Origin of the sequence: Pseudomonas sp. yb_5 (assembly GCF_043103865.1) — a bacterium.
In the GTDB taxonomy this organism is placed as follows: Bacteria; Pseudomonadota; Gammaproteobacteria; order Pseudomonadales; family Pseudomonadaceae; genus Aquipseudomonas; species Aquipseudomonas putida_Y.
This window is the reverse complement of sequence record NZ_JBICKE010000106.1, coordinates 97,040-111,847: the sequence shown is the minus strand read 5'-3', so window position 1 is coordinate 111,847 and position 14,808 is coordinate 97,040. Positions and strand designations below refer to the sequence as shown.

Genomic DNA, 14,808 nt, shown 5'->3' with positions numbered 1-14,808 from the left:
AGGCTGTTTCCATCCTGAACCTGATTCTGTCCTTAAGTTCCAGCATAGAGGAATCGTTCAGAAAGATGAAAAACTGGCGCTGAACGGTAGCACATCGCCGCTAGCGCCAGTTTATTGACTCAGGCCGGTTTGGCTTGGGCAATCACGTCTTCAAGGCGTTCCTTTTCTGCCTTCTCGATATCTTCCTCGCTGATCATCTCGGCAATTTCACGCAGGCGCTCCACCACCCGGGCATTGACGCTGCCCTCGGTGAAAAGCCCCTTGTCGTCGAGTACCCCGGCCTCCTCGCCCACCAGCAGGCTCAGCGCCTCATCAGCCTGGCTGACCGCGTAGACGTGGAACATGCCGTTCTCCACCGCCTGCAACACGCGCTCGTCAAGCATCAGGGTGGCGACGTTGGCACGCGGAATGATCACCCCCTGCTCGCCGGTCAGGCCACGCGCCTCGCAGAGGCGGAAGAAGCCCTCGATCTTCTCGTTGACCCCACCCACCGCCTGCACTTCACCAAACTGGTTGATCGAGCCCGTGATGGCGAAGCACTGCTTGAGCGGCGTGCGCGACAAGGCCGAGATCAGCGTGCAGGCTTCGCCCAGCGAGGCGCTGTCGCCGTCCACGTAGCCGTAGGATTGCTCCAGGGCGATGCTCGCGGAGATCGCCAACGGGAATTCCTGGGCATAGCGGCTGCCCAGGTAACCGGTGAGGATCATCACCCCTTTGGAGTGGATCGGCTGGCCAAGGTTGACCTCACGCTCGATATCGACAATACCGCTGCCGCCCGGGTACACGGTGGCCGAAATACGCGCTGGCATGCCGAACGCCGAGTCGCCCACTTCCAGCACGGTCAGCCCGTTGCACTTGCCAATGGCAGCGCCTTCCGTGTCGATCAGGATGATGCCGGCGAGCATGTCGTCCAGCACCCGTTGCGACACACGGCCGGTACGGGTGGCCTTGGCCTTGAGCGCCCGCTCGATGTGGCCTGCGTCGGTCATTTCGTCACTGGCCAGCTGGCGAATGAAATCAGCCTCGCTGACCAGCTGGAACAGGTCGCCGATACGCGCCGACAGGCGCGACTGGTTCTCGGCCAGACGAGCACTGTAGGTGGCCAGACGCGCCACCGCGTCGCTGGTCAGCGGCGCCATGCCCTCTTCGTTGGTGCGGGTGCGCAACAGCTGGGCGAACTGCTCCAGGTTCTCATCGACCATCGGCATGTCTTCATCGAAGTCCACCAGCACGCGGAACATCTCCTGGAAGTCCGGGTCGTGGTCCTGCAGTGCGTAGTACAGCTGGCGCGAGCCGATGATCACCAGCTTGACGTTCAGCGGAATCACCTGCGGCTGCAGGCTGACGGAGGCAACACGGCCCAGCTCACCGATTGGCGACTCCATCTTCAGCTTGCGCGACTGCAACGCACGCTTGAGCGCATCCCATACGAACGGCTCGCCCAGCATCTTCTCGGCTTCGAGAATCAGGAAGCCGCCGTTGGCACGGTGCAGCGCGCCGGGGCGCAGTTGGCGATAGGAGGTATACAGCGCACCTTGGTCGGTGCTGTATTCAATACGGCCAAACAGATTGTCGTAGGTCGGGTGCGGCTCGAACACCACCGGCGCCCCACCGTCAGCATGGTGGCCCACCACCAGGCTGGGCGCGTACTGCTCTTCGAGCAGCTTGCGGGCCACGGCGTCGGACTTGCTGTCATCGACCAGTTGCTCGACCACGGTACGCAACAGGTTCAACTGCACCGATTGCAGGTAGGCGCAAACCGCCGCGTTTTCGGCGTACTTTTCCGACAGCGGCGCCAGCAACGGCTGCAGCGCCAACATGATGGTTTCTTCGTTGAGCTGGCGCAGCTGGTTGTTCGATTCGCGCTTCCATTGCGGCAGGCTGGCCAGTTCTTCGTTAAGGCGCTCCTCAAGCAGGGCAATGTCCTCGTGGAACTGCTCGCGCACCTCTTCCGACAATTGGGCAAATTCCGCTTCATCCAGCGCCTTGCCATCAGCCATCGGCGTGAAGGCGACGTTGCTGGCATCGCGGTACAAGGCCACGTCCTTTTCCAGCGACGCGCGCTCAATCACATCCAGCGCGCGGTCATAACGCTGGTTGAAAGCGCGGTCGATGGCGCCCTTCTTCTGCTGGTAGGACGGGTGTTCGAACACCGCCGGGAACGTCGACAGCAGGTTGTCGATCAATCCGCCCATGTCGCTGATGAACTCGGCGGCGCTCCCGGACGGCAGCTCCAGTGCGCGTGGTTCACGGGTGTCGTCGAAGTGGTTGACGTAGACCCAGTCGGCCGGGGTCTGCTGGCGCTTGCCCTCGGCCTTGAGGTAGCGCTTGACGAACGAGAAGCGCCCGGTGCCGGGCTCGCCCATCACGTACACATTGTAACCGGGGCGCGGCATGGCCACGCCGAACTGCAGGGCCTCGACAGCACGTTCCTGGCCCAGGACTCCGCGAAACGGCTCCAGATCGTCGGTATGGGTAAAAGCAAACTGCTCGGGGGAGAAACGCCGGGTCAGGGCTTCAGGCGCAAGACGCAGGCGCGCAGCGACAGGATCGGGCATTGGGTTTCCTTACTTCGGCGGGGCAGATAAGCAGCATTCTGGCGCTGCCCGCGCGCGCCTTGCAAGGCTCCACGGGACTTTATGTCGCAGCCGGTGCAGTCATGTGACAGCAAATTTTTCGCAATCAACAACGCAACCTTTAGATCATGCCTAAACTCCAAGCTGCGCGGGTGGGTGAAAAGCTTTCCCGACCTGGCAACCGAGTTGCCAGAAACCCTGACCCTTGGTTAAGACAAAGAGAACAAATGCTATGAAACGGATTCTTCTGGGTACTCTGTTCACCGTGGTCTCGCTGAACGCCATGGCCGAAGCGCCAGGCGGCCCGAACTGCGGCTGGGGCAACATGCTGTTCGAAGGCCAGCGCGGCACGCCGGCACACTTCCTGGCTTCTACCACCAACGGCACCTCCGGTAACGCCACCTTCGGCATGACCTCCGGTACCAACGGCTGCTCGACCAGGGCTTCGCTGACCTATGGCGGCAAGTCCTGGTTCGCCATGAACGGCATGATGAACGAGCTGTCCGAAGACATGGCCATGGGCCAGGGCGAAGCTCTGACCACCTATGCCGTCGTTCTCGGCGTAGCGCCGGAGGACCGCAGCTACTTCAACTCGGTCACCCACCAGCACTTCAACCAGATCTTCAGCAGCGCCGACGTCACTGCCGAAACTGTCCACAGCAACACCCTGGCCGTTCTGAAGAGCGACCCACGCCTGGCCAAATACGCTACCGAGGCCTAAGCACAGCTGCTCCCGCCCCACCCCTGGGGCGGGTTTCGCCTTTTTCGGCATCGTCAAGAAGTAGTTGCCCGATATGCTCAAACGCTTCGCTTGCCTGGCGCTGTGTGCCTGCGCCCCTGTTCATGCCGCCCCTGTGCTGGATCCAGGCCGTCTCCAGCAATTGGCCAATACCCCTTACTGGCTCGCCATTGGTCATTACGAAACCGCCAAGCTCGGCGGCTGGCGCAGCTATGTGGATGATGATGCGTTCTTCCTCGCCGCAGAGGGCGCGCACCATCCGGATCAGGAACTCAAGGCTACGGTCGACGCGCTGTATGCCCCGGCCAGCCTCGGTGACAAGCACGCCCAGTGCGTATTCCCCGCGCGCACCCGCTGGCTGCGCGAACAGCTCGACCTGCAAGACTTGCCGCAACCGGATTGCCAGGAATTCAAGACCTGGTACCAGTCGATCGACCCGCACAGCGCCGCGTTGATCTTCCCGGCAGCCTACCTGAACAGCCCGTCGTCGATGTTCGGTCACACCCTGCTGCGCATCGACCAGTCCAACACCCGCAGCGACGACACCACGCTGCTGAGCTACGCGATCAACTTCGGTGCCTATATCGAAGGCAGCGACAACAGCATCCTGTACGCCTGGAAAGGCCTGATGGGTGGCTACCCAGGGCTGTTCGCGCTAATGCCCTACCAGGAAAAACTGTCCGAATACCGCAGCCTGGAAAACCGCGACCTGTGGGAATACCAGCTGGACCTGACCCCCGAAGAAACCGGACGCATGGTCGAGCACGTATGGGAGTTGAAGCAGATCCAGTTCGATTACTTCTTCTTCGACGAGAACTGCTCGTATCGTCTGCTGGAGCTGCTGCAAGTGGCCCGGCCGAGCCTGGACCTGACGTCTCAGTTCCCGCTGACCGCCATTCCCACCGACACGGTAAAAGCCGTGAAACAGTCTGGCCTGGTCGCCAGCGAAACTTACCGCCCCTCTCGCGAACGTGAATTGCTGGCCAGGGCCGAGCCACTCGAGCTCAACGAAAAGCGCCAGGTGCTGGCTGTAAGCGCCGACACTGCGCAATTGCAAAGCCCTGAATTCCAGGCGCTGCCTCGTGAACGCCAAGCATTGGTGCAAGATGCCGCGTATCGCCTTGAGCGGTATCGGGCCAATGGCCAGGAACGCGATCCAGGACAGGCCAAGCGCAGCTTCGAGTTGCTACGGGCGATCAACAGCAACCCACCGCCCCCCCTGCAGATCGAGCGCCCCGGGTTGCCCGAGGATGGCCATGACTCGCGCACCTGGCAGTTGGGCGTGGGCACCCGCGAAGACCGCGCCTACGCCGAATATGGCCTGCGCATGGCCTACCACGACCTGAATGACAACGCCTATGGCTTCCCGCTTGGCGCACAGATCGAAATCCTGCAATTGAAGCTGCGCCAGTATGAAGGCAATGATTGGCAGGTGCAGCGCCTGGACCTGGCCACCATCCGTTCACTGACACCCCGTAACGAGCTGCTCAAGCCTTGGTCATGGCAAGTGGCTGGCGGGCTGGAGCGGGTACCGGGCAAGCATGACGACGAAGTGCTGGTGAGCCATGTGAATGGCGGCGCTGGCGGCACCTGGCAGCTGGCCGACGGTTTGCTGGGATTTGCCTTGGGCACGGTGCGGGTCGAGCATCACAACGACTTCGCTCAATTCATTGCCCCGGCGGCAGGCTTCAATGGCGGCCTGCTCTGGCGCAACGCGCTGGGCAACATGACGCTGGAGGCCAAGGGCGATTACTTCACCAACGGCGAAGTGCGGCGCAGTGTAAGCCTGAACCAGCAGTGGGAAATCAGCCAGAACCTTGGGCTTCGGTTGAGCGCTTCGCGTGAGTTCAGCCACCTGGCCACGGCACAGAACGAGGTGATGCTCGAGCTGAAGTGGTATCACTACTGAGGCCGCTTTGCGGCCTTTCGCGGGCACGCCCGCTCCCACAGGGTCCCCACTGGATTCGAGGCCTGGCAAGTACCTGTGGGAACGGGCTTGCCCGCGAATTGGCCGGTTAGGCTAGCAAAGCAGTATGACCGAACCAACTCTTTGACACTGTTTTGACACCTACCCGACAAATAGCCACCTAGACTTTCCACCATCAACTGGAGGGTTTTGTGGCTATGTCGCGGTACTGGTTCGGCGTGTGCGTCGCGTTGTTGCTGTCAGGTTGCGAAACCACCCACGAGCAGATGGTCAACCACGGTTACCCTCCCGCCTATGCGGATGGCTTCCAGGACGGCTGCAGCAGTGGCCGCCAGGCGGCCGGGCTGATGGTAGGCAACTTCCGCAAAAACGTACCGCGCTACCTGCACGAGCGTCAGTACGAAACCGGCTGGGACGATGGCTTCCGCCAGTGTCATGCCATGCAGAACAGCGAAGAACAGCGCCAATACCACGAGCGTTTCTGGGACCAGCGTGACCGCGAGTGGGAGCAGGAAAAAGACCGCGGCGCAGCCAAGGCCTATCGCCACAACTGAGTCGCAAACGGACATTCCTTTAAACCGGCGGCCTGCCATGATGGTCTCACGCACAAGGAGGCCCTTCATGAGCCGAGCATTCGTCAACGAGGACCAAGCCGCCGCCCAGGCCGACCAACCGGTTGAGCGGCGCATCAGCGAACAACCCAACTACGTCACCGCCAGCGGCCTGCGCCAGCTGCAAACGCGTGTGGCCGAGCTGAATGCCTTGCGCAGCGAACTGCAGGCGCAGGGCGAACGGGGTGACAAGCAACGGCTGGCCGATACCGAGCGGGATCTGCGCTACTTCAGCGCGCGGGTGCAAAGCGCCCAGGTGGTACCCGCGGCGACTTCCCATAGCAAGGTACAGATTGGTAGCCGGGTGCGGTTTGTCGATGCGCAGGACCAGGAGCAGGTGGTGCAGCTGGTGGGCGAGGATGAGGCGGATGCCGGGCGGGGCTTGATCAACTGGGGTTCGCCATTGGGGCGGGCATTGCTCGGGGCTGGGCCGGGTGATGAGGTGGTCTGGCAGCGGCCGGTGGGGGAACAGGTGATAGAGGTGGTTGAGATTCTGGGTGAGGGTTGAGGGCCTGGGGCTGCTTTGCAGCCCATCGCGACGCAAGGCCGCTCCCACAGGCCCTTGACTGCCCCCAAGGGTTGGATGGGTGTCCAACTTCTCGGGTGCAGTCCAGCCTGTGGGAGCGGCCTTGCGTCGCGATGGGCCGCAAAGCGGCCCCCTACCGTCTCAGATCAGACCACGCCCTGAGCCAGCATCGCATCGGCCACTTTCACGAAGCCCGCGATGTTCGCACCCTTGACGTAGTTGATACGACCATCAGCCTCTTCACCGTAGTGCACGCATGCATGGTGAATTGACTGCATGATGCTGTGCAGCTTGCTGTCCACTTCACCGGCAGTCCACAGCAGGCGCATGGCGTTCTGCGACATTTCCAGGCCCGACACGGCGACGCCGCCGGCATTGGAGGCCTTGCCAGGGGCATACAGAATGCCGGCGTCCAGGAAGATATCCACAGCCTCGAGGGTAGTCGGCATGTTGGCGCCTTCGGCCACACAGATGCAGCCGTTTCGCAGCAAGGTGCGGGCATCTTCGGCGCCCAGCTCGTTCTGCGTGGCGCACGGCAAGGCGATGTCGCACGGCAGGCTCCAAGGAGTTTGGCCCTTGCGGAACTCCAGGCCGAACTGCCCGGCCAGCTCGCTGATACGGCCACGCTTGACGTTTTTCAGCTCCATCAAGGCGTCCCACTGGGCGTCGGTCAGCCCGGCTTCTGCATACAAGGTACCTTCAGAGTCAGACAGCGAGATCACCTTGCCGCCCAGGTCCATGACCTTGCGCGCAGCATACTGGGCGACGTTGCCCGAACCAGACACCGCCACGCGGCGGCCGTCGATACGCTTGTCCTGACGCTTGAGCATTTCTTCGGCGAAGTAAACGCAGCCATAGCCGGTGGCTTCCGGACGGATCAGGCTGCCGCCATAGGTCATGCCCTTGCCGGTCAGCACCGAGGTGAACTGGTTGGCCAGGCGCTTGTACTGGCCAAACATGAAGCCGATTTCGCGGGCACCCACGCCGATGTCACCGGCCGGTACGTCGCAGTCGGCGCCGATGTGGCGATACAGCTCGCTCATGAACGCCTGGCAGAAGCGCATCACTTCAGCGTCGCTCTTGCCTTTCGGGTCAAAGTCCGAGCCGCCCTTGCCGCCGCCCATGGGCAGCGAGGTCAGCGAGTTCTTGAACACCTGCTCGAAGGCCAGGAACTTCAGCACGCTGAGGTTCACCGACGGGTGGAAGCGCAGGCCACCCTTGTACGGGCCAATGGCACTGCTCATCTGAATGCGGTAACCGCGGTTGACCTGCACCTTGCCCTGATCATCGACCCAGGAGACGCGGAACAGCAAGGCGCGCTCAGGCTCGACCATGCGCTCCAGGATACCGGACTGCAGGTAGTGGGGGTTGGCTTCAAGGAATGGCCACAGGGTGCGAAGCACCTCTTCTACGGCCTGGTGGAATTCTGGTTGACCAGGGTCACGCTGCTTTAGGCGTGCAAGGAAATCGTCGACAGATTCGATCATGGTAGACATCTCACCAAGAGGATTGGACTTATTGGTTTTTTCAGGAATGTACCAAGAAGCAATCGCACCGGAACAGGGCGAGATGTCGTTTTTATGAAATTATTTGGTGCGTTTTATGTAAGTGTATACAAAATCCATCCCAATTACCCCGCTCCCAGCCTTCCGCCAGGCACAAAAATGGGGCCCTTTGTGGCCCCATATTTGTGCGCCAGTAAACCGGCTTACTGGGCCAGTTTCTTGTGCCGTACACGGTGCGGCTGGGCAGCAGCATCACCCAGACGCTTCTTGCGGTCGGCCTCGTACTCGGTGTAGTTACCCTCGAAGAAGACCACGTTCGAGTCGTCTTCGTACGCCAGGATGTGGGTAGCCACGCGGTCCAGGAACCAACGGTCGTGGGAAATCACGATCGCGGCGCCCGGGAAGTCCAGCAGGGCTTCTTCCAGCGAACGCAGGGTTTCGACGTCGAGGTCGTTGGACGGTTCGTCGAGCAGCAGAACGTTACCGCCTTCCTTCAGGGTCAGGGCCAGGTGCAGGCGGCCACGCTCACCACCGGACAGGTCCTTGACGAACTTCTGCTGATCGCCACCTTTGAAGTTGAAGCGGCCAACGTAGGTACGCGAAGGGATCTCGTAGTTGCCGATGCGGATCTGGTCGGAACCGTCGGAGATCTGCTGGAACACGGTCTTGGCGCCGTCCAGGTCCTCACGGCTCTGGTCCACACAGGCCAACTGCACGGTTTCACCGATCTCGATGCTGCCCGAGTCCGGCTGCTCCTTGCCCATCAACATGCGGAACAGGGTCGACTTACCGGCACCGTTACCACCGATCACGCCAACGATGGCGCCTTTGGGCATGGCGAACGACAGGTTGTCGATCAGCACACGGTCGCCATAACCCTTGGTGACGTTCTTGAACTCGATAACCTTGTCACCCAGGCGCGGACCGGCCGGGATGTAGATTTCGTTGGTTTCGCTGCGCTTCTGGAATTCCTGCGACTGCATTTCTTCAAAGCGCTGCAGACGGGCCTTGGACTTGGACTGGCGGGCTTTGGCGCCTTTGCGCACCCACTCCAGTTCCTCTTTCATGGCCTTCTCGTGGGCGCTCTGCTGCTTGGATTCCTGCGCCAGACGCTCCGACTTGGCTTCCAGCCAGCCCGAGTAGTTGCCTTCGTACGGGATGCCGGCGCCGCGGTCCAGTTCCAGGATCCAGCCGGCGACGTTGTCGAGGAAGTAACGGTCGTGGGTAATGGCTACCACGGTGCCCGGGAAGTCGTGCAGGAAGCGCTCCAGCCAGGCCACCGAGTCGGCGTCCAGGTGGTTGGTCGGTTCGTCGAGCAGCAGCATGTCGGGGGCCGACAGCAGCAGGCGGCACAGGGCCACACGGCGCTTTTCACCACCGGACAGGTGTTCGATGCGCGCATCCCAGGCAGGCAGGCGCAGGGCGTCGGCAGCGACGTCCAGCTGGCGCTCCAGGTTGTGGCCATCAGCGGCCTGCAGGATGGCTTCCAGCTTGGCCTGCTCGGCGGCCAGCTTGTCGAAGTCAGCATCCGGCTCGGCGTAGGCAGCGTAGACCTCGTCCAGGCGGGCCTGGGCGTCCTTGATGACGCTGACCGCTTCCTCGACCACTTCGCGCACGGTCTTGGTTGGGTCCAGTTGCGGTTCCTGTGGCAGGTAACCCACGTTGATGTCGGGCATCGGACGGGCTTCGCCGTCGAATTCCTTGTCGACGCCCGCCATGATCCGCAGCAGGGTCGATTTACCGGCGCCGTTCAGGCCAAGTACGCCAATTTTGGCGCCTGGGAAGAACGACAGGGAAATGTTCTTGAGAATTTCCCGCTTCGGCGGCACGACCTTGCTCAGCCGATGCATGGTGTAGACGTATTGAGCCAAAACCAAGCCCTCTAATCAGATAGGTAAAGACATCGCCGATCGCCCCGGCACGCGGTGGCCAGGGAGATGTGTTTACGGGGTGTCATTGAACAAAGTCGACCATTCTACGCCAACGCGCGGCGTTGCATAGGAGGGGCCGATGGTGGGGTGTGATCGGGGTGATCCCTGGGGGGAATCTATTGCCTGTCCTGGCCTCTTCGCGGCTAAAGCCGCTCCTACAGGGATCTGACTGCCTTCAAGGGCAATGCAGTACCTGTAGGAGCGGCTTTAGCCGCGAAAGGACCGGCACAGCAGCCGAAGAGGCTCAGACGTGACGCTGTTTGGCCTTGCCCCGCGGCAGGCGGCAACGGTCGCCCTGCTCGGCCAGGCGCGCGGCCCAGGCGGACTTCACGCTGAAGGCGCCGCTGCGGGCAGGTTGCTGCTCGGCCGCCTTGGCCGGTTTGCCAGGTGCAGGCGCAGTGCTGACCACCTTGGCTCCCGGCTTGACCGCCGGTACTGCAACAGCCGGCTCTACTGCCACCTTGGCAGTCTTGCGCAGTTCAGCCAGCGATGGGGCCTTGCTTTTGGCGGCAGCGGCCGCCTCGGGTTTGCCCAGCGAACGCTGGCAAGACTTGCAGGATACGTCCTCGGTCACGGCAGTGCTGACAAGGGTCTGACTGCTGCGCCCGCAGGCGGAATCGAGGCCATTGGAGGAAAAGTGAGTAACCAAAACCGAACATCTCCGATGCGTTGTCATGTGAAGCGGGCGCTATTCTCGCACAGGTTACAGGGGCTTGCCGAACCACCGGGCAGCCACCATCGGTCAGCATGGCTGGCACTTTGCCATAATCCGAGGCATGCTAGCCGGTTTCGGGTGTCCGGCCTTATAGTGCGCCACCGCGGTGCGCAAGCCCGGCGCCGGCACGCACCGTGTACGATCCTTCCCTGCCATCGCCAGCCCAATCGCAGGATCAACGCTTGACCAACCTTACTCATCCGTCGTCATTGCGTTCCGCACCACAAGCACCCGCTACTCTCCTGCGCGGGTCGATCAAGGGTGCGCTGGCGCTGCTGGCCCTGATCCTGCTGGGCCTGCTGCTGTGGCAGCTGTTCGCCCAGTTCAATCATACCCAGGCCGACTTGCGCAAACAGAGCCTGGACGCCTCCGCGGAACTGGCCGACCACCTGAGCCTGAACATGGCGCTCAAGGCGCAGCAGGCCGTGAACGTGGTACAACCCTACCTTGATGCACCAAGACCTGCCGCCCTGCCCAGTCTGATCGGCACCCTGCGCGAGCGCCTCCCCGCCCTGCAGAGCGTGGCCTGGCTGGACAACACCGGGCAGCTGCGCGCCGACAGCCTGGCCGGCAGCCCCGACCGCACATTGTTTGATGAGTTGCTCGCGCTGAGCCAGGGACGCCCGTACTTCTTCACCAATTCGGCCGACAACCACATCCTGTACCTGTTGCTGCACCAGGATGCCGCACAGGGTCGCGGCTACTGGCTACTGCGCCTGTCAACGGACTATTACCGCGAGCTCACCCTCCACCTCGAGGGCAGTGGCCACCCACTGTGGCTGCTGGAAAACAGCCGCAGCAGCGAGGTGCTGCTGCGCCACGCCGCAACCAACACCAGCAACGAACCGCTGCAAAGCGTGATGCTGGCGTTCATCGAAAACAGCACCTGGCAGCTGCGCGGTCTGTTCGACGCCAAACTGGCCCGGCAAACGTTATTGCCGGCGCTGCTCGGCAAATGCCTGCTGGTGCTGGTCTGCGCCCTGCTGCCGGTGCTGGCGCTGATCAACATGCGTCGCCGCCAGCGGGCGCTGCAGGAAGACCGCCGGCGTTATCAGGAAATTTTTGAAGGCACTGGCGTTGCCCTGTGCGTGCTCGACCTGTCCAGCCTGCCCGGCCAGCTCGATCGCTACCACCTGCGTAACCGGGCCGCGCTCAAGCACAGCCTGGCGCTGGACCCGAACCTGCGCCGCTCGCTGCTGCTGGAGCTGAAGATCACCGAGGTCAACCAAGTGGCGCGCCAACTGCTGAACATCGACTGCCACGAAGGTGCCTGGCAGCGGCTGATCGATGACACTGGCGACAGTCGAGACAGCGTTGGCATGCAACTGATCGATGCACTGATCGAACAACGCCCGTTGCTGGAGCTGGAAGTGCGCCTGCCGACACCGCAGGGCACCGAGCTGCACCTGTGGCTGATGGCGCGCCTGCCGCTGCAGCGTCGTGATTACCAGGCGGTGATCCTCAGCATCAGCGATATCACCAGTCGCAAACAGGTGGAGCTGTCACTACTGGAACGCGAAGGCTTCTGGTCGGACGTGGTACGCACCGTACCCGACCAGTTGTATGTGCAGGATGTGCCCAGCCAACGGATGATCTTCAGCAACCGCCACCTCGGCCAGACTCTGGGCTACGACCGCACCGAGCTGACCCAGATGGGCGACCGCTTCTGGGAGCTGCTGTTGCACCCTGAGGACGCCGAACACTACCAGGCACTGCGCCGGCAACAACGCGACAGCGGTCATGACCAACCGCTGCACTGCCAGCTGCGCTTCCGCCACCGCGACGGAAGCTGGCGCTGCTACGACATCCGCGAGCAGGTGCTGAGCCGCAACGCCGAAGGCCTGGTTACGCGCATCATCGGTGTGGGCAAGGATGTGACCGTTCAGATCGAGGCCAGCCAGTCGCTGCGTGACAGCGAGCAACGCTACCGCATGCTCGCCGAAAGCATCAGCGACGTGATCTTTTCCACCGACAACCAGCTCAAGCTCAATTATGTCAGCCCCTCGGTACAGAGCGTGCTGGGCTACCAGGCCGACTGGATCTTCGCCAACGGCTGGCAGTCGATCGTCGCCAACCCGGCCCAGCTCACCGGCATCTACAGCCTGATGGAGCGCGTCAGCAAGGCCATGGTCGATCCGGCGCAGATGGCGCAACTGTGCAGCCAGTTACCCACCCAACTGTTCCTGTTCGACTGCCTGCGCGCCGATGGCCGCAAGATCCCGATCGAGCTGCGCCTGGTGCTGGTGTGGGACGATGACCAGCGCTTCGAAGGCGTACTCGGGGTGGGCCGCGATATCAGCCAGCAACGCCGTGCCGAAAAAGACCTGCGCATGGCCGCGACCGTATTCGAACACTCCACGTCGGCGATCCTCATCACCGACCCGGCCGGCTATATCGTTCAGGCCAACGAAGCGTTCAGCCGCGTGAGCGGTTACGCCGTCAGTGAAGTGCTCGACCAATTGCCGGGCATGCTCACTGTCGACGAACAGCAGGAAGGCCACCTGCGCTATGTGGTCAAGCAACTGCATCAGCGCGGCAGCTGGGAAGGTGAGGTGTGGCTCAAGCGCCGTGACGGCGACCACTACCCGGCCTGGGTCGGCATCACCGCGGTACTGGACGACGAAGGCGACCTGGCCAGCTACGTATGCTTCTTCACCGACATCAGCGAGCGCAAGGCCAGCGAACAGCGCATCCACCGCCTGGCCTACTACGACGCCCTTACCCACCTGCCCAACCGCACACTGTTCCAGGACCGTTTGTACAACGCCCTGCAGCAGGCCGAGCGGCAGAAAGCCTGGGTGGTGCTGATGTTCCTCGACCTCGACCGCTTCAAACCGATCAACGACTCCCTCGGCCATGCGGCCGGCGACCGCATGCTCAAGGACATGGCCCTGCGCCTGCTGGCCTGCGTGGACGACGACGACACGGTGGCACGCATGGGCGGCGACGAGTTCACCCTGCTGCTGCAGCCGCGCCCCACCCGTGAAATGGCCCTGAACCGCGCCATCCACGTGGCCGAAAACATCCTCGGCAGCCTGGTGCGGCCGTTCGTACTGGAAAACCGCGAGTTCTTCGTCACCGCCAGCATCGGCATCGCCCTCAGCCCGCAGGATGGCAGTGAGCTGAGCCAGCTGATGAAGAACGCCGACACCGCCATGTACCACGCCAAGGAACGCGGCAAGAACAACTTCCAGTTCTACCAGGCCGAAATGAACGCCAGCGCCCTGGAGCGCCTGGAGCTGGAAAGCGACCTGCGCCATGCCATGGAGCAGAACGAGTTCATCCTCTATTACCAGCCGCAGTTCAGCGGCGACGGCAAGCGCCTGACCGGCGCCGAAGCGCTGCTGCGCTGGCGTCACCCGACCCGCGGCCTGGTGCCGCCGGGCGACTTCATCCCGGTGATCGAGGAACTGGGCCTGGTGGTGGACGTGGGCGACTGGGTGCTGCGCGAGGCCAGCCGCCAGCTCAAGGCCTGGCACAAGGCCAAGGTGCGGGTGCCAAAGGTGTCGGTGAATATTTCGGCGCGGCAGTTCTCCGACGGCCAGCTGGGCACGCGGATTGCCAACATCCTGGAAGAAAGCGGACTACCGCCGGCATGCCTGGAACTGGAGTTGACCGAAAGTATCCTGATGCGCGAGGTAAACGAGGCGCTGCAGATTCTTGCCAGCCTGAAGAACCTTGGCCTGAGCATTGCGGTAGACGACTTCGGCACCGGCTACTCGTCGCTCAACTACCTCAAGCAGTTCCCCATCGACGTCCTGAAGATCGACCGTACCTTCGTCGACGGCCTGCCCGAAGGCGAGCAGGACGCGCAGATTGCCCGGGCGATCATCGCCATGGCCCACAGCCTCAACCTGGCAGTCATCGCCGAGGGCGTGGAAACCCACGAACAGCTGGAGTTTCTGCGCGAGCATGGTTGCGACGAGGTGCAGGGCTATCTGTTCGGGCGGCCGATGCCGGCGCATCAGTTCGAGGCGCAATTCTCCAACGAGACCTTGTTCATGTTCCATTGACCCGCACGCTGCCTGTTCACAAGCCCCCCGTAGGAGCGGGTTTACCCGCGAACACCGGCGAAGCCGGTGCCATCCACCGCGCCGGCTTCTTCGCGGGTAAACCCGCTCCTACAAGTACGGTGCCGCGACTGAATTCTGCATAAAAAAGCGGACCTGCGAGTCAACTCCCGCCCCCGCCCAGCCCAGAAACGGCGCGGGATGCAAGATGAAGCCCATTGGTCCGCGACTTGATGCCACTTCATATGCCAGCCGCGAATCAATCGGT

Annotated in this window: 9 protein-coding genes; 5 read left to right on the top strand and 4 right to left on the bottom strand. The window is 62.4% G+C overall.

Annotation, left to right across the window (positions count from 1 at the left end; genetic code table 11):
- Positions 1-119 precede the first annotated feature (119 nt).
- Positions 120-2,558 carry a Lon protease family protein gene (locus ACF8GF_RS19520; protein WP_392488376.1) on the bottom strand — a complete coding sequence of 813 codons (2,439 nt, stop codon included), beginning with the start codon at positions 2,556-2,558 and terminating at the stop codon, positions 120-122.
- A 250-nt stretch (positions 2,559-2,808) separates the two neighbouring features.
- Here ACF8GF_RS19520 and ACF8GF_RS19515 point away from each other — a divergent pair, with 250 nt between their 5' ends.
- From ACF8GF_RS19515 to ACF8GF_RS19500, 4 genes are all read left to right on the top strand, one after another.
- The gene (locus tag ACF8GF_RS19515; protein WP_021784170.1) at positions 2,809-3,297 is read left to right on the top strand and encodes a DUF3015 domain-containing protein; all 489 of its coding nucleotides are present in this window, start codon (positions 2,809-2,811) and stop codon (positions 3,295-3,297) included.
- Positions 3,298-3,370: 73 nt separating this feature from the next.
- Positions 3,371-5,224: a DUF4105 domain-containing protein gene (locus ACF8GF_RS19510; RefSeq protein WP_176685619.1), complete on the top strand. Its 1,854-nt coding sequence runs from the start codon at positions 3,371-3,373 to the stop codon at positions 5,222-5,224.
- Between the two features lie 215 nt (positions 5,225-5,439).
- Complete coding sequence (locus ACF8GF_RS19505; RefSeq protein ID WP_176685629.1) at positions 5,440-5,796, top strand: hypothetical protein; 357 nt, start codon at positions 5,440-5,442, stop codon at positions 5,794-5,796.
- Positions 5,797-5,863: 67 nt separating this feature from the next.
- On the top strand, positions 5,864-6,361 hold the full coding sequence (locus tag ACF8GF_RS19500) for a GreA/GreB family elongation factor (protein WP_176685618.1): 498 nt from the start codon (positions 5,864-5,866) through the stop codon (positions 6,359-6,361).
- A 164-nt stretch (positions 6,362-6,525) separates the two neighbouring features.
- Here the strand turns inward: ACF8GF_RS19500 and gdhA are convergent, their stop codons facing one another.
- From gdhA to ACF8GF_RS19485, 3 genes are all read right to left on the bottom strand, one after another.
- Entirely contained in the window at positions 6,526-7,866 is a 1,341-nt protein-coding gene (gene gdhA, locus ACF8GF_RS19495; RefSeq protein WP_176685617.1) for an NADP-specific glutamate dehydrogenase, read from the bottom strand.
- Positions 7,867-8,087: 221 nt separating this feature from the next.
- On the bottom strand, positions 8,088-9,755 hold the full coding sequence (gene ettA / locus ACF8GF_RS19490; protein ID WP_003247499.1) for an energy-dependent translational throttle protein EttA: 1,668 nt from the start codon (positions 9,753-9,755) through the stop codon (positions 8,088-8,090).
- Between the two features lie 304 nt (positions 9,756-10,059).
- Entirely contained in the window at positions 10,060-10,464 is a 405-nt protein-coding gene (locus tag ACF8GF_RS19485) for a hypothetical protein (protein WP_176685616.1), read from the bottom strand.
- 248 nt (positions 10,465-10,712) lie between these two features.
- Between ACF8GF_RS19485 and ACF8GF_RS19480 the strand changes: the two genes are divergently transcribed.
- On the top strand, positions 10,713-14,543 hold the full coding sequence (locus tag ACF8GF_RS19480) for an EAL domain-containing protein (RefSeq protein WP_392488375.1): 3,831 nt from the start codon (positions 10,713-10,715) through the stop codon (positions 14,541-14,543).
- The last annotated feature ends 265 nt before the right edge of the window (positions 14,544-14,808 follow it).